A 14,731-nucleotide genomic window follows, 5' to 3' on the forward strand; every position below is an offset into this window, starting at 1 on the left:
GCACCGGAACGGTGCCGCACCCGCCGCGGGCGCGGGCGTCGCGGCGGTGTCCCAGGGCCGGATCGGCAACTGGGCGTTGGTCGGCGGGCTCGCGCTGCTGACCGTGCTGGTCGTCCTCCTCGACGCCACGACGGGCAACGACCTGCGGGTCGTGCCGTTGCTCGTGGTCGTCCCGGCACTGGCCTCCGTCTACTGCAGTCTCCGCCAGACCATCTGGGTCGCGGTGTGGATCACCACGGTCGTCGTCGGCTTCCGGGCCGGCGCGGACGGCACCTTCTGGGACTTCGTCTTCGGGATCGGCTTCGCCGTACTGGCCTGCGCCCTCGGGGTCGCCGCCTGCGCGGCGCGCATCCGGCACGCCACCGAAATGGCGCGGCTGCGGTCCGCCGCCGTCACCCTCCAGCGCCAGATCCTGCGGCCGCTGCCCGTCGTGACCGACCACGTCTTCGCGTACGGGCTCTACGAGCCGATCGAGGAGGACCGCTTCGTCGGCGGAGACATCTATGAGGTCGTCGAGTCGCCCTACGGAACCCGGGTGATCATCGGAGACGTCCAGGGCAAGGGGCTCGCGGCCATCGGCGCCGGGTTCGCGGCCATCGCCGCGTTCCGCGAGGCGGCCTTCCGCGAACGCACGCTGACCGGGGTGGCCCAGGCGCTGGAGGACGCCGTCGTCCGGCACAACGAGTTCTCCGCCCAGACCGGCGAGGCCGAACGCTTCGTGACCGCGCTCGTGCTCGGCTTCGACGGGGGCGGCCGGGTGGAGGCCGTGAACTGCGGTCATCTGCCACCCCGGCTGCTGCACGACGGCCGGGCCTCGGCCGTCACGCTCCACCGGACGTACATCCCCCTCGGCCTGGCCGGGCTCAGCCGGGAGACCCGTACGACCGAGTCCTTCGACCTCCCGCCGGAGGCCACACTCCTCGTCGTCACCGACGGGGTGACCGAGGCCCGCGACGCCGCCGGCGCCTTCTACCCGCTGGACGAACGGGTGGTGGCCTGGGCCGGGCACGGGCCGCGCGAACTGCTCGACGCGCTCCATGCGGACCTGGAGGACTTCTCCGGAGGCGTGCGGCGCGACGACGTCGCCGCGCTGGCCCTGCTCCGGGCCCCCGCAGCCGTGCCCGCCGACGCGGTCGCCGGAGACGCGGTCGCCGGGGACGTGACCCGTGGCGACGCGGTCCGCGGCGGCGATGTAGATGGCGCTGCCGCTGCGGGGGAGAACGACCGGCAGGCCGCCGCAACCGCAGTCTGAGAGCGTGCCGCGCCCGCAGCGGCCGTCCCTGATGTCCCCATGAGACGAATGTCGCGTGGGGACATTTGCAGGTGTACGGTACATGTATGACTCCGGAACGGAAGATCCCGGAACGGCGCAGCCGCAAGGCGCGCCGCACCCGCGACACCCTGGCGCAGGCCGCGTTCGAGCTCGTGCTCGACCGGGGGCTGCGCAACGTGACAGTCGAGGAGATCGCGGAGGCCGCGGATGTCGACCGCCGTACGTTCAGCCGGTACTTCGGGAGCAAGGAGGCCGCCGCTCTCGACTCCCTGCGGGGCGACGGCGACCGCATCAACGCGGCCCTGCGCGCCCGACCAGCCCCGGAACCCCCGCTCCTCGCCTACCGGCGGGCCGTTCTCGACTGGCTCGCCGACCCCGGGGCGGAGCCCTGGCACCGTCGCCCCCGGATCTTCGACCTGCTGGTCGTCGCCGAGGAGGAGCCGACCCTCTACGCCGTCTTCCAGCACATCAGGGTGGACGCGCAGGAGGACTCGGTCGCCATCGTCGCGGACCGGCTCGGCGTCGACCCCCGGCAGGACATCCGGCCCGCCGTGACCGTTGCCGCCGGTGCGGGCGCGCTGCTCGCCGCGCAGGCCGCCTGGGTGCGCGGGGGCCGGCCGGACGCCCTGCCCGAACTGGTCACCGAGGCCTTCGACGCGCTGGCCGCCGACCTGCTCGGCGAACCGCGCCCCGGTCCGGAGCAGCACCGCAGCGCCACTCGCACCATCAGCACCACAGAAGAAGCAGCAGAAACAGAGGCAACCTCATGAGCACCGAGCACAGCGCCACGCCCACCCCCGCAGCCGCAGCCGCGGACCGGACCGAGTTCGCGGGCCGCACGGCCCTCGTCACCGGCGGAGCCTCCGGCATCGGCCTCGCCCTGACGCGGCGTCTCGCCGCCGGCGGCGCGGCGGTCGTCGTCGCTGACTACGACGAGGAGAACGCGCGCAAGGCCGCCGCCGAGCTGGAGAGCACCGGAGCCAGGGCCGCCGCCGTCGCGATGGACGTCACCGACCCGGCCTCCGTCGAGGCGGGCGTGCGGTTCGCGGTGGCCACCTTCGGGGCCCTCCACCTGGCGGTGAACAACGCCGGTATCGCGGGCCCCAGCAGCCCCACCGGTGAGTACCCGGTCGAGGACTGGAACCGCGTCGTCGCCACCAACCTCAGCGGCGTCTTCCACTCGATGCGCTACGAACTGCCCGCCATCCTCGCGGCGGGCGGCGGCGCGATCGTCAACATGTCGTCCATCCTCGGCACCAACGGCTTCGCAGGCTCGCCCGCCTACGTCGCGGCCAAGCACGGCGTCGTCGGCCTCACCAAGACGGCGGCCCTCGAATACGCAGCCCAAAACGTCCGCATCAACGCGGTCGGCCCCGGCTTCATCGACACCCCGCTCCTGCGGAACGCCGACCCCGCCGCCCGCGAGCACCTGATCTCCCTGCACCCGGCCGGGCGCCTCGGGACGGCGGAGGAGGTCGCCGAACTGGCCGCCTTCCTGCTCTCGGACAAGGCCTCCTTCATCCACGGCAGCTACCACCTGGTGGACGGCGGCTACTCCGCCCCGTGACGAGGCCCCGAGTGGCGGGCGGGGGACGCGCGGGCGAGAAAGAGAACACGGGGGCCGGCGGGACCGGGCAAGAAGCAAGGAAGAAGCGAGGAGACCCATGAAAGCCGTTCAGTACCGAGCCGCCGGCGCCGCCCCCGAGGTCGTCACCGTGCCGGACCCCGAGCCCGGCCCCGGCCAGGTCCTGCTGAAGGTCACCGCCGCCGGCGTCTGCCACTCCGACATCGCCGTGATGAGCTGGCCCGCCGACCAGATCCCCTTCCCGCTGCCGCTCACCCTGGGCCACGAGGGCGTCGGCACGGTCGCCGCGCTCGGTGACGGCGTCGACGGCTTCGCGTTCGGCGACTCGGTCGCGGTGTACGGGCCCTGGGGCTGCGGCACCTGTGTGAACTGCGCCGAGGGCAAGGAGAACTACTGCCTGCGCGCCAAGGAGCTCGGCATCATGCCGCCCGGCCTCGGCGCCCCGGGCGCGATGGCCGAGTACATGATCGTCGACAACCCTCGCCACCTCGTCCCGATCGGCGGCCTCGACCCGGTGAAGACGGTGCCCCTCACCGACGCCGGACTCACTCCGTACCACGCGATCGTGCGCTCCCTGGCGAAGCTCGTGCCCGGCTCCACCGCCGTCGTCATCGGCACCGGCGGCCTCGGCCATGTCGCGATCCAGCTGCTGCGCGCCATGACGGCCGCCCGGGTGATCGCCCTCGACGTGACCGAGGACAAGCTCGCCCTGGCCAGGACCGTCGGCGCGCAGGAAGCGGTCATCTCCGACGAGAAGGCGGCCGCCCGCGTCATGGAGCTGACCGGCGGACTCGGCGCCCACGTGGTCCTCGACTTCGTCGGGGCGCCGCCCACCGTGCGGACCGCCGGAGCCGTCGCCCGCGTGGACGGCGACGTCACCATCGTCGGCATCGGCGGTGGCGCGCTCCCGGTCGGCTTCGGGACGCTTCCGTACGGGGCCAATGTCTGCGCGCCCTACTGGGGCTCGCGCAAGGAACTCGCCGAGGTCCTCGACCTGGCCCACGCCGGAGCGGTGGACGTGCACGTGGAGACGTACTCCCTCGACGAGGCCCCGCTGGCGTACGAGCGCCTCCACGACGGCAGGATCAACGGCCGGGCGGTCATCCTGCCCAACGGCTGAACTCCCTCGTCGCCGCCCCCGCCCCGGCCTACTGCCGCCACCGGGGCGGGCGGCCGGAAAATTCTCGGCAGCGATGCCCCGCCCGCCGCTAGACTGGCCGACATGGGTTCGTACCGCTTCTACTTCTTCCGCTGATTCCCGGCCCGGACGGCCGCAGCGCGCCACACCGCGCGTCTTTCTGGGACGCCCCGGTGGCGATCTCCTCGTGACGATGTCCCGGTGACGTCGACGCGACCCCGCGCGCCCGCCGCCGTCCCCTCCGCCGTCCGGCATCCACGCCCCGCTCCCGCCGCGCTTCCGTGCGCGCCGACGCGGGCCGTCACCCAGGGAAAAGGCACCCATGCACCCCCAGCGCGACCGCGCTCAACTGGCCATGAAGGACGTCTCCAAGGCGTACGGGGACCGCTCCGTACTCGACCAGGTGACCCTCACCGTCCGGCCCGGTGAGAAGACCGCCGTCATCGGCGAGAACGGCTCCGGAAAGTCCACCCTGCTCCGCCTGCTGGCCGGGGCCGAAGCGCCGGACACCGGTGAGGTCACCGTCCGGTTCCCCGGCGGCACCGGCTACCTCGCCCAGACCCTCGACCTCGACCCGGCCGACACCGTGCAGGACGCCGTCGACGCGGCCCTCGCCGAACTGCGCGACCTCGAACACCGGATCCGTGAGGCGGAGGCCGGCCTCTCGGAGCGCAAGCCCGGCGACCCGGGGCCCACGGACGCGGAACTCGCCGCGTACGGAGACCTCCTCACCGCTTACGAGGACCGCGACGGCTACCGGGCCGACGCCCGCACCGAAGCGGCCCTGCACGGCCTCGGCCTGGCCCACCTCACCCACAGCCGCCCGCTCGGCACGCTGTCCGGCGGCGAGCAGTCCCGGCTCGCGCTCGCCTGCGTGCTGGCCGCCGCCCCCGAACTGCTGCTGCTCGACGAGCCGACCAACCACCTCGACGCCCGCGCTGTCGGCTGGCTGGAGGACCATCTGCGCGCCCACCGGGGGACCGTCGTGGCGATCACCCACGACCGGGCGTTCCTGGAGCGGGTCACCTCGGTGATCCTGGAGGTCGACCGGGACCTCCGCACGGTCACGCGGTACGGGGACGGCTGGGACGGCTACCGCACCGCCAAGGCCGCGGCCCGCCGCCGCTGGGCCCAGGAGCACGAGGAGTACCTGGCGGACCTGGCCCGGACCGAGGCGCTGGTCGAGGCGGCGGGAACGCGGCTCGCGGCCACCGGAGGTGACCCGAAACAGGGCTTCGGCAAGCACCGCCGCTCGCACGAGGCCAAACTGTCGGGCCAGGTCAGAGCGGCCCGGACCCGCCTGGACGCCCTGCGCAGGTCTCCCGTACCGCCCCCGCCCAGGCCGCTCGCCTTCACCGGCCGCCCGTACGTCACCACGGAGACGGGCGCGGTGGAGCGCCCAGCAGGAACCACGGTCGCAGCCGAAACCGCCGCCGTAACCGAAGCCGGGACCGGGACTGGGACCGGGACAGCCGACGCGACCGGCACAGCGGACCTCGCCGCCCGAACCCCGGCCGGAACCGGCACGGGAACCACCGCCGGACCCGACACCGGGCCCACCGACGCGGCCGGCACGGCGGGCCGCGCGAGGGCCCTCGTGGAGCTGGACTCCGTCGCCGTAGGGGACCGACTCCACCTCCCCTCCCTGCGCGTGACAGCGGGAGCCCGTCTCCTGGTGACCGGCGAGAACGGGGCCGGCAAGACCACCCTGCTGCGGGTCCTCGCGGGCGACCTCACTCCCGACACGGGCACGGTCACCCGCCACGCCCGCATCGGCTACCTCCCGCAGGAACTGCCCGCCCGGCCGACCCGGCGCACCCTGCTCGCCACCTTCGCGGCGGGCCGGCCCGGCTTCCCCGACGAGTACGCGGACGATCTCCTGGCCCTCGGCCTGTTCCGCCCCGAGGACCTCGACGTGCCCGTCGCGTCGCTCTCCATCGGGCAGCAACGCAGGCTGGCACTGGCCCGGCTGGTGACCCGGCCGGCCGATCTGCTGGTGCTGGACGAGCCGACGAACCACATCGCACTGAGCCTGGTCGAGGAGCTGGAGCAGGCCCTCGACCAGTACCGGGGCGCGGTCGTCGTCGTCTCGCACGACCGCAGCTTCCGGGCCCGCTTCACCGGTGACGTCCTGGAACTGCGCGCAGGCCGCCCGGCGGGTGCGACCCCGGCCCCGGCCTACGCGTCCGGGGAGGCGGCCGTCCCGCGCACCCGAGCGCGCAGCCGGTCGACGAACACCCGCTGACCGACGATCAGCCGCTCGGCGGCCTGCTCCGGCGTGCACCAGGCGAACCGGTCCATCTCCGGGAACTCCTGCTGCACGCCGGACCCGCGCGGCCACTCCATCGTGAACGTTCCCGGCACGACGGACGCCACGTTCAGCTCCGCCTCCAGGGCCCACACCGTCACCTTCTTGCCGCTGCGCTGCCGGGAATCGCCCAGCGCGATCCACGCACCCGGCGGGACCGGCACCCCCAGCTCCTCTGTGAACTCCCGGCGCGCCGCGTCCTCCGCGGCCTCCTCCGGCCCGTACTCCCCCTTCGGCACCGACCAGGCGGCGGCCTCGCGCCCCGCCCAGAACGGCCCGCCCATGTGCCCGATCAGCACCTCGACATCCCGCTCGCCCGCGTCCTCCACGACCCGGAAGAGAAGGAGCCCCGCACTGCGCCTGCCTGTCGACATGTCGTCAAGTCTGAGGCGACGGAGTGCGGGGCGCCAGATGAGGCGCTACGTCTTGCGATAGCCGTACGCCTCCGAGGCCGCCGCCTCCACCGCCGCGAGGTCACCGCCCGCCGAAGCGGTCACCACAGCGGCCACCGCGCCCTCCACGAACGGCGCGTCCACGAGCCGGGTGTTCTCGGGCAGTTCGTCGCCCTCGGCGAGCATGGCCTTCACCGTGAGGACCGCGCTGCCCAGATCCACCAGCACCGCGACGCCCGCACCCCGGTCCACCGAGGCGGCGGCCCGCCCGATCAGCTCCGCGCTCGTCCCGAGCCCGCCGTTCGGGAGACCGCCGGCCGGGGCGACCGGCGCGGTCACCCCTCCGGCGGCGAGCCCCCGGGCCAGCTCGGCGACCGACTCGGCGACCGGACCGCTGTGGGAGACCAGCACGATGCCCACCTGTCGCTCGTCGCTCACGCGCCCTCCCCGTCCGCCGCCGTCGCCGCCGTCGCCGCCAGGGCCTCGACCAGCAGCGCCGCCGAGGTCGCGCCCGGGTCCTGATGCCCGATGCTGCGCTCACCGAGATAACTGGCCCTGCCCTTGCGCGCCTGCAACGGCACCGTCGCCACAGCGCCCGCACGAGCCGCCTTCGCGGCGCCGTCGAACGAGGTGGCGAGCGCCTCCGCCGCAGGTAGCAGCGCGTCGAGCATCGTCTTGTCCCCGGCCTGGGCGCCACCCAGCTGCCCCACCGCGGCGACCCCCGCCGCGAACGCCTGGGCGAGCTGTTCCCGGGTCACCTCACCCTCGTCGCCGAGCGCCTTGCCCGTACGGCGCAGCAACGTCCCGTACAGCGGGCCGGACGCCCCGCCGACGGTGGAGATGAGCTGCCGTCCCGCCAGGGCGAGCACCGCACCGGGGGTGGCGGGGGCGTCCTTCTCCAGAACCTCGGTCACCGCCGCGAAGCCGCGCTGGAGGTTGCTGCCGTGATCGGCGTCCCCGATCGCCGAGTCCAGCTCGGTCAGATGGTTCGCCTCACGCTCCACGGACGCCGCGACGGCGGTCATCCAGCGGCGGAAGAAGTCGGTGTCGAGCACATGATCTCCTGTTCCTCGGTCCTGCCGGAACGGATCGTCCCGGCGGCACGGGCAGTACCGCCGACCGGCCCCGCACCGGGGCGGTCGGCACACGGTCACGGGATCCGCGGCGGCGGCTCAGCAGCCCCAGCGGAGCGCGGCCGTCCGCACGGGCGCGTCCCACAGGCGCAGCAGCTCCTCGTCGACCTGGCACAACGTCACCGAGCAGCCTGCCATGTCGAGCGACGTCACATAATTCCCCACGAGCGTACGAGCCACCGGGACACCCCGTTCGGACAGGACCCGGTGGACCTCGGCATTGAACCCGTACAGCTCCAGCAGCGGTGTCGCCCCCATGCCGTTCACCAGCGCCAGCACCGGGCCGGTGGGTCGCAGGTCCTCCAGGATCGCGCCCACGGCGAAGTCGGCGATCTCCCCGGACGTCATCATCGGCCGCCGCTCACGCCCCGGCTCCCCGTGGATGCCGATGCCCAACTCCAGCTCGCCGGACGGCAGGTCGAAGGTGGGGCTGCCCTTCGCCGGAGTGGTGACGGCGCCGAGCGCCACCCCGAAACTGCGCGAGGCCCCGTTCACCTGCCGGGCGACCGCGGCCACCCGGTCCAGCGGAGCGCCCTCGTCCGCCAGGGCTCCGGCGATCTTCTCGACGAACAGCGTCGCTCCCGTACCGCGCCGCCCGGCGGTGAACGTACTGTCGCTCACGGCCACGTCGTCGTCCACCACCACCTGGGCGACCTGGACCCCCTCGTCCTCCGCGAGCTCGGCGGCCATCTCGAAGTTGAGGACGTCACCGGTGTAGTTCTTGACGACGAACAGCACCCCCGCCCCACTGTCGACGGCCGCGGCCGCCCTCACCATCTGGTCCGGTACGGGGGAGGTGAACACTTCCCCGGGGCAGGCGGCCGAGAGCATCCCGGGCCCGACGAACCCGGCGTGCAGCGGCTCATGCCCGGAACCGCCCCCGGAGACGAGCCCCACCTTCCCCGCCACGGGCGCGTCCCGCCGGGCGACGACCCGGTTCTCCACGTCGACGGTGAGCTCGGGATGCGCGGCCGCGATGCCCCGCAGAGCATCGGCGACCACGGTCTCGGGAACGTTGATGAGCATTTTCATGCCGGACTCCTGGTGTGCGTGGCAGAGAACTTCGTGACCTGCGTTTTTCCAGGTGAGGAAGGGGGTGGCCAGGTGCGGATCTTTGCGGGTGGCTACGGGGTGCTCCACCGTGATGATGCCAACGTGGCGGGTGCGATGCCACCGCAGAGGCGGCCTCCCATCGGCGCGCTCCGTCAGAAGGCGAACGGATACATGGCTTCGGGGGTCTGAAGTAGCCGGCGGCCGACCGGGCGGGTGCCGCGCCGCATGCCGCAGACCGGTGCGCCGGTAGAGCCTCAGCGGCAATCCGCTCTGCGCGGAGTCATTCACGGCAGCCGACGTCCAAGGGGCTGCCGTTGACGCATGAGGCCGGGATTGACGGGCATGCGGCGCGAACCGACGAACTTCTTCGACTGAAAGGACGGTCACGTGCCCAAGGACCATCGTCTCGACATCTTCGTCATCGGCCTCGACGAGGCCAATCTGCCCACGTTGCGGGCTGTGCCGGGCGCGGACGCCTACCGGTTCCACGGGCTGCTCACTCTTGAGGAGCTCCAGGAGGGCGAGGTCAGCGTGAGCGACCTCCTCGACCGGGCCCGGAAGGTGCTCGATGCCCACGAGGGCAACATCGACGCGATCGTGGGCTATTGGGATTTCCCGGTCAGCACCATGGTCCCCATCCTCGGCAAGGAGTACGGCACCCGCACCACGAGCCTGGAATCCGTGGTGAAGTGCGAGCACAAGTACTGGAGCCGGCTCGAGCAGCGCAAGGCTGTCGATGCCCATCCGCGGTTCGGCCGCGTCGACCTCGACACCGATGACCCGCGACCGCCCGAGGGCCTCTCCTTCCCGATGTGGCTCAAGCCCGCCCTGGCCTACTCGTCCGAACTGGCCTTCGGCGTGAAGGACGAGCAGGAGTTCCAGGCCGCGGCGAAGGAGATACGCAGCGGCATGGGCCGCGTCGGGCGGCCCTTCGAGACGGTGCTCGGCATGCTCGATCTTCCCGAGGAGATGCTCGGCATCGGCGGCGAGGTCTGCCTCGCGGAAGAGGCGATGAACGGGATACAGGTCGCCGTCGAGGGCTACGTCCACGAGGGCCGCCCCACCGTCTACGGCGTGCTGGACTCGATCAACTACCCCGACTCGCCCTGCTTCCTGCGCCATCAGTACCCCAGCACTCTGCCGGCCGACGTCATCCGCGCCCTGCATGACATCAGCGAGCGAACGATGCGGCAGATCGGCTTCGACCAGGCCACCTTCAGCATCGAGTACTTCTACGACCCCAAGACCGGCGACGTCAGCCTGCTGGAGATCAACCCCCGCCACTCCCAGTCCCACGCGGAGCTGTTCCAGTACGTCGACGGCGCTCCCAACCACCACCGCATGATCGCCCTTGCCCTCGGCCGGGATCCGACACTGCCCAGCGGCGGGGGCGACTACGCCATGGCGGCGAAGTGGTATTACCGATGGTTCACCGACGGCAAGGTGCACGAGATCCCCGGACCGGAGCGAGTCGCCGAGATCGAGAAGAACATCCCCGGCGTACGTATCGACGTCGTTCCCGAGGAGGGACAGAAACTCTCGGCCGTGTCTCAGCAGGACAGTTACAGCTACGAGGTCGCGCACATCTTCACCGGAGGAAGTGACGAGGACGACCTGCGGCGCAAGTTCGACCAGGCCGTGGCGGCCCTGGGCCTGTCCTTCACCTGACCGGCGCGGAACACCGAGCGGCCACCGGTCTCCGGCGGTACCGAGCAGACCGGAACACCCAGCAGCGAAGGAGGTCGCAGCTCCATGCGACACGTGGACCAACTTCCCCACGCGGTGAGGGAGGAGAAGCACGTCACGATCCCGATGGCCGACGGAACCCGGCTCTCGGCACGGATCTGGCGCCCCACTTCCTCCGACACCGAACCGGTCCCGGCAATCCTCGAGTACATCCCCTACCGCAAGAACGACCTCACCTCGCCCCGGGACTCCATCCACCACCCCTACATCGCCGGGCACGGCTACGCCTGCGTCCGGGTCGACATCCGGGGCACCGGCGAGTCCGACGGGGTACTCGTCGACGAGTACCTCGAACAGGAACAGGCCGACGCCGAAGCCGTGCTCGCCTGGCTGGCCGACCAGCCCTGGTGCGACGGCACCACCGGCATGATGGGCATCTCCTGGGGTGCCTTCGCCGCCCTCCAGGTCGCCGCCCGCCGGCCCCCGAGCCTGCGCGCCATCTGCGTCTCGTCCTTCACCGACGACCGGTACGCCGACGACATGCACTACCTCGGCGGCGCCATGCTCTCCGACAACCTCGCCGAGGCCGGCACCATGTTCGCCTACGCCACCTGTCCGCCCGACCCTGCCGTAGTGGGCGATCGCTGGCGCGAGATGTGGGAAGAACGGCTCCAGGCCGCCGAACCCTGGGTCCTGGAATGGTTGCGCCACCCGCAACGCGACGCCTACTGGCGCCACGCCAGTCTCAGCGAGGACTACAGCGCCCTCGACTGCCCAGTTCTGGCCTCCAGCGGCTGGGCGGACGGCTACTCCAACGCCGTCACCCGCCTGCTGCGCCACGTCGACGTTCCCCGTAAGGGACTGATCGGCCCCTGGTCGCACAAGCTGCCCCACCTGGGCGAACCGGGCCCCGCCATCGGCTACCTCCAGGAAGTGGTGCGCTGGTGGGACCACTGGCTCAAGGGCGAGGACAACGGCGTCATGGACGGGCCCATGCTCCGCACCTGGATGCAGGAGAGCGTGCCGCCCTCGACATCCTACGAAGAGCGGCCCGGCCGCTGGATCGGCGAACCCTCCTGGCCCTCGCCGCATGTCACGGACACCGTCCTGCCCTTCCACAACCACTGCCTCCGGATGCCCGACGGCACCGGCGACGCCGCAGACGACCCGATGGACCAGGAGCGCGTTCACACCGTCCAGTCCCCGCTCTCCGTGGGCCAGTTCGCCGGCAAATGGGCGTCCTACAACGCTCCGCCGGACCTGCCCTACGACCAGCGGGAGGAAGACGGCGGCTCGCTCGTCTTCCAGACGGACGCGCTGCCCGAACGCGTGGAAATCCTCGGCGCCCCCTCCGTCACCATCGCCGTGTCGGCCGACGCCCCCGTCGCGCAGGTGAACGTCCGCCTCTCCGACGTCGCCCCGGACGGGCGTTCCACCCGGGTCACCTACGGCGTGCTCAACCTGGCCCACAGGGACAGCGAGGCCGAGCCCGGCGAACTCACCCCCGGCGAGCGGTACACGGTCCGCGTGCCGCTGCACGGAGTGGCGCAGGCTTTCCCGCCCGGCCACCGCATCCGGCTCTCCCTGTCCACCTCGTACTGGCCGCTCGTGTGGCCCGCCCCCGAGCCGGCCCTGCTCACCGTCTACGAGACCGGCAGCGCGCTCACGCTTCCGGTCCGCGACCAGGACGTCGCCACAGACACGGAGCTGCGTCCGTTCGGCGAGCCCGAGGGCTGTGCACCGACGCCCGTCACCCAGCTCAGCGAACCGGAGCAGGGATGGACGGTCACCCGCGACCTGGTGAACTACCGGTCCGCGCTCGACATCGTGAAGGACCAGGGGGCGCGGCGGTACGAGGACGCGGGCATCGATGTCGGCCTGCGCGCGTGCGAACGCTACAGCTGGGTGGCTGAGGACTTCGCCTCAGTGCGGGGCGAAACGGCCTGGACCATGAGCTTTGGCCGGCCCGGATGGGACGTGCGGGTGGAGACGCGCACCGTCCTGACGTCGGACAAGGACGCCTTCCACGTCGACGCGACGCTCGATGGCTACGAAAGTGGCCGCCGTGTGTTCTCCCGCACGTGGAACGAGGATGTGCCACGAACGAACGTCTAGGGTCTGTCCGGCGTATCACCGGCGAAGCCAGAACCGTATCGCTGCGGCGATGACGGTGCCGCGGAAGACTTGGGCCCGTTTGTCGTAACGGGCCGCGACCGCGCGGCAGTTCTTGAGCCGGTTGACGGTCCGCTCGGCCCCGTTGCGGCGCCGGCCGTGGTCGGGGTCGAAGCCGGTCGGCCCGCCGCCGTCTCTGCGTTTGCGCTGACGGTGGGCCGACTGGTCACTCGCCGCTGCCGCGGTCCGGCCGGGTCCGCGGACGTCCGCCCAGCGGCCGGGGAGCGCGGCCTCTGGTCAGACCGCTCAGGGACCGAGTTCCTCGTCGGGCCGGTGGTACCGGAGCGTCGCCCTCTCTCGGGACCAGCGGTCGGGTTGTGCGGGCACCGGCCGCGTACTGATGGGCCCGGCAGGACGTCGAGCCGGCGCCGGCCATCGACCAGTCGACCCGCCCTGCGAGGTCGGCTCCGACCTGTACCGCGTGCCGGAGCGGGCACCTCGTTGCGCTGCAACGAGCTCGGGGCCGACGCCTCGTTTCCCAGCCTGCGGTTCGCTCCGTGCGTTGGACTCCACTCGCGCACTGTCGGCCGATCAGGGAACTTTTGTCGTATGTCCGTGTCTTAACGGACTTTTAGTATTTTTCGTGGCATTCCTTAGGTGATCAGGTGATCAGTACGACAATCATCTCGGCTTGAAGGAGCCTCCATGCGCATCTCCAGTTCCGCCCGCCCCCGCAGCGTTCGCACCGGGGCCAAGGTGGCCGTCGCGGTCGCGGTCGCGGGCGCCTCCCTGGCCGGAGCGCCCTCCGCGTACGCCGCCCCCGGCGACAGCGGCAACATCGACATCCGCTCGGTCAGCTGGCACTCAAGCCGCGACGGGGTCGAGGTCTGCAAGTTCGTGCTGTCGGCGAGCAACTTCGAGTCGTTCCCCTCGGTCCCCTGGACGATCACCGAGCAGCCTCCGACCGTGCCGCCGGGGACCACTCTGATGGACACGCTTCCGCTCATCAACGGCAGTGCGCGCAGCGAGGCGTACCTGCTCCCGGAAGGTACCTACCAGCTGGTGTGGGTCGTCCCCGCGGGCCCGAAGCAGCGGAGCTTCAAGGTCGAGTGCGACCGCGGTAACCACGGCAGCAAGCCGCACAAGCCGCAGCAGCCCATCGGCGGTGTCCCCGCGGGCGGCGGCGGTGTCCCGGACATGCAGCCTGTCGGCTCCGAGAGCGACTCGAACGCCGGAACCGCCGCCGCCGTGCTGGCTGCTGGGGCTGCGGGCGCCGCGGGCCTGATCATGATGCGCCGGTCCGCACGTCGCCGTGCCCGTGGCGAGGCGTAATTCTCGCTGCCGAGGGCGACGACGGGGGCCGACGCGCGCGTGCCGTCTCACGATGACGCTGAGCGTGACGTTCTCTTTGGTGGCCGGCATCGTCTGGGTGTCCTCGGACTCTTCCGAGGACACGATGCCGGCCACAGCCGCCCGCGGCGGTGACTCCGCGGGCGGCGGGCGGGAGCCGTTCCGACGGGCACCGCACAAACCGGATCACCATGTGCCCGCCTCGCACGCGCCCCTGACGCCCTCACGACCACTGAAGGTCGCCATTCCCGCCATCTACATCGAGGCTGCGGTCACCGGACTCGGCCTCGACGCGAAGGGCCGACTCGGAGCCCCGCCGTTGAGCAAGCCCAAGCTGACGGGCTGGTACGAGAAGGGACCGTCACCCGGTGAGGACGGAACGGCCCTGCTCGTGGGCCACCGCGACACCAGGACAGGGCCTGCCATCTTCCTGAATCTCAACGCCCTGCGCCGGGGCGACAAGGTCAACGTGGTGCGCGCGGACCGCAAGACCGCGGTGTTCACGGTGGATGCGGTGAAGACGTACACGAAGGACAAGTTTCCCGACGACAAGGTGTACGGGGAGACCGGGCGTCCCGAACTCCGGCTGCTGACCTGCGGCGGTCGCTTCGACGAGAAGGCCGGATACTCGGCGAACGTGGTGGTCTTCGCCCACCTCACCTCCCTGAAGAAGACAGCCTGACCGCCGCGCGCAGGGCTCG

General features: G+C 71.9%; 13 protein-coding genes and 1 pseudogene. 9 read left to right on the plus strand and 5 right to left on the minus strand.

Going from position 1 to position 14,731, the window contains the following annotated elements; genetic code table 11:
* The 5 genes from ACFWM7_RS09425 to ACFWM7_RS09445 all read left to right on the plus strand — a co-directional run.
* On the plus strand, positions 1-1,252 hold a 1,252-nt coding region (locus ACFWM7_RS09425), incomplete at its 5' end, for a PP2C family protein-serine/threonine phosphatase (RefSeq protein WP_383257133.1).
* Positions 1,253-1,338: 86 nt separating this feature from the next.
* Positions 1,339-2,043: a TetR family transcriptional regulator gene (locus tag ACFWM7_RS09430; protein ID WP_383257136.1), complete on the plus strand. Its 705-nt coding sequence runs from the start codon at positions 1,339-1,341 to the stop codon at positions 2,041-2,043.
* Positions 2,040-2,840: an SDR family NAD(P)-dependent oxidoreductase gene (locus tag ACFWM7_RS09435; protein ID WP_383257139.1), complete on the plus strand. Its 801-nt coding sequence runs from the start codon at positions 2,040-2,042 to the stop codon at positions 2,838-2,840. Before ACFWM7_RS09430 ends, ACFWM7_RS09435 begins: the two co-directional genes overlap by 4 nt.
* A gap of 97 nt (positions 2,841-2,937) precedes the next feature.
* Entirely contained in the window at positions 2,938-3,978 is a 1,041-nt protein-coding gene (locus ACFWM7_RS09440; RefSeq protein ID WP_383257142.1) for an NAD(P)-dependent alcohol dehydrogenase, read from the plus strand.
* Positions 3,979-4,318: 340 nt separating this feature from the next.
* Complete coding sequence (locus tag ACFWM7_RS09445) at positions 4,319-6,241, plus strand: ABC-F family ATP-binding cassette domain-containing protein (RefSeq protein WP_383257145.1); 1,923 nt, start codon at positions 4,319-4,321, stop codon at positions 6,239-6,241.
* Here ACFWM7_RS09445 and ACFWM7_RS09450 read toward each other — a convergent pair.
* The 4 genes from ACFWM7_RS09450 to dhaK form a co-directional block, all read right to left on the minus strand.
* Complete coding sequence (locus ACFWM7_RS09450) at positions 6,175-6,678, minus strand: NUDIX domain-containing protein (protein ID WP_383257148.1); 504 nt, start codon at positions 6,676-6,678, stop codon at positions 6,175-6,177. The two genes, ACFWM7_RS09445 and ACFWM7_RS09450, sit on opposite strands and share 67 nt — an antisense overlap.
* A gap of 45 nt (positions 6,679-6,723) precedes the next feature.
* A complete protein-coding gene (locus ACFWM7_RS09455) occupies positions 6,724-7,134 on the minus strand; it encodes a PTS-dependent dihydroxyacetone kinase phosphotransferase subunit DhaM (RefSeq protein ID WP_383257152.1) in 411 nt (136 codons plus the stop codon).
* Positions 7,131-7,751, minus strand: coding sequence for a dihydroxyacetone kinase subunit DhaL (dhaL, locus tag ACFWM7_RS09460; protein ID WP_383257155.1), 621 nt, complete (start codon positions 7,749-7,751; stop codon positions 7,131-7,133). Before dhaL ends, ACFWM7_RS09455 begins: the two co-directional genes overlap by 4 nt.
* A 117-nt stretch (positions 7,752-7,868) precedes the next feature.
* Positions 7,869-8,861, minus strand: coding sequence for a dihydroxyacetone kinase subunit DhaK (dhaK, locus tag ACFWM7_RS09465; RefSeq protein ID WP_383257158.1), 993 nt, complete (start codon positions 8,859-8,861; stop codon positions 7,869-7,871).
* Between the two features lie 408 nt (positions 8,862-9,269).
* Here dhaK and ACFWM7_RS09470 point away from each other — a divergent pair, with 408 nt between their 5' ends.
* Together ACFWM7_RS09470 and ACFWM7_RS09475 are read left to right on the plus strand one after the other, a co-directional pair.
* Entirely contained in the window at positions 9,270-10,550 is a 1,281-nt protein-coding gene (locus ACFWM7_RS09470; protein WP_383257160.1) for an acetyl-CoA carboxylase biotin carboxylase subunit family protein, read from the plus strand.
* Positions 10,551-10,634: 84 nt separating this feature from the next.
* Positions 10,635-12,683, plus strand: coding sequence for a CocE/NonD family hydrolase (locus ACFWM7_RS09475; RefSeq protein ID WP_383257163.1), 2,049 nt, complete (start codon positions 10,635-10,637; stop codon positions 12,681-12,683).
* 15 nt (positions 12,684-12,698) lie between these two features.
* Here the strand turns inward: ACFWM7_RS09475 and ACFWM7_RS09480 are convergent.
* Positions 12,699-13,236: pseudogene (locus ACFWM7_RS09480) on the minus strand (IS5/IS1182 family transposase); the annotation flags it as partial.
* Between the two features lie 149 nt (positions 13,237-13,385).
* On the opposite strand from ACFWM7_RS09480, the gene ACFWM7_RS09485 reads away from it, so the two are divergent.
* Together ACFWM7_RS09485 and ACFWM7_RS09490 are read left to right on the plus strand one after the other, a co-directional pair.
* Positions 13,386-14,012, plus strand: coding sequence for a hypothetical protein (locus tag ACFWM7_RS09485; RefSeq protein WP_383257166.1), 627 nt, complete (start codon positions 13,386-13,388; stop codon positions 14,010-14,012).
* 52 nt (positions 14,013-14,064) lie between these two features.
* Positions 14,065-14,712 (plus strand): class F sortase, encoded by a 648-nt coding sequence (locus ACFWM7_RS09490; protein ID WP_383257168.1) that lies wholly within the window; start codon positions 14,065-14,067, stop codon positions 14,710-14,712.
* Positions 14,713-14,731 lie beyond the last annotated feature (19 nt).

Source organism: Streptomyces sp. NPDC058375 (genome assembly GCF_042723425.1).
Classification (GTDB): Bacteria; Actinomycetota; Actinomycetes; order Streptomycetales; family Streptomycetaceae; genus Streptomyces; species Streptomyces durocortorensis.

Bases quoted from the DNA above. Each gene is read 5' to 3' on its own strand.
- ACFWM7_RS09430 (WP_383257136.1), top strand. From the start codon at position 1,339: ATGACTCCGGAACGGAAGATCCCGGAACGGCGCAGCCGCAAGGCGCGC.
- ACFWM7_RS09435 (WP_383257139.1), top strand. From the start codon at position 2,040: ATGAGCACCGAGCACAGCGCCACGCCCACCCCCGCAGCCGCAGCCGCG.
- ACFWM7_RS09440 (WP_383257142.1), top strand. From the start codon at position 2,938: ATGAAAGCCGTTCAGTACCGAGCCGCCGGCGCCGCCCCCGAGGTCGTC.
- ACFWM7_RS09445 (WP_383257145.1), top strand. From the start codon at position 4,319: ATGCACCCCCAGCGCGACCGCGCTCAACTGGCCATGAAGGACGTCTCC.
- ACFWM7_RS09450 (WP_383257148.1), bottom strand. From the start codon at position 6,678: ATGTCGACAGGCAGGCGCAGTGCGGGGCTCCTTCTCTTCCGGGTCGTG.
- dhaK (WP_383257158.1), bottom strand. From the start codon at position 8,861: ATGAAAATGCTCATCAACGTTCCCGAGACCGTGGTCGCCGATGCTCTG.
- ACFWM7_RS09475 (WP_383257163.1), top strand. From the start codon at position 10,635: ATGCGACACGTGGACCAACTTCCCCACGCGGTGAGGGAGGAGAAGCAC.
- ACFWM7_RS09485 (WP_383257166.1), top strand. From the start codon at position 13,386: ATGCGCATCTCCAGTTCCGCCCGCCCCCGCAGCGTTCGCACCGGGGCC.
- ACFWM7_RS09490 (WP_383257168.1), top strand. From the start codon at position 14,065: ATGACGCTGAGCGTGACGTTCTCTTTGGTGGCCGGCATCGTCTGGGTG.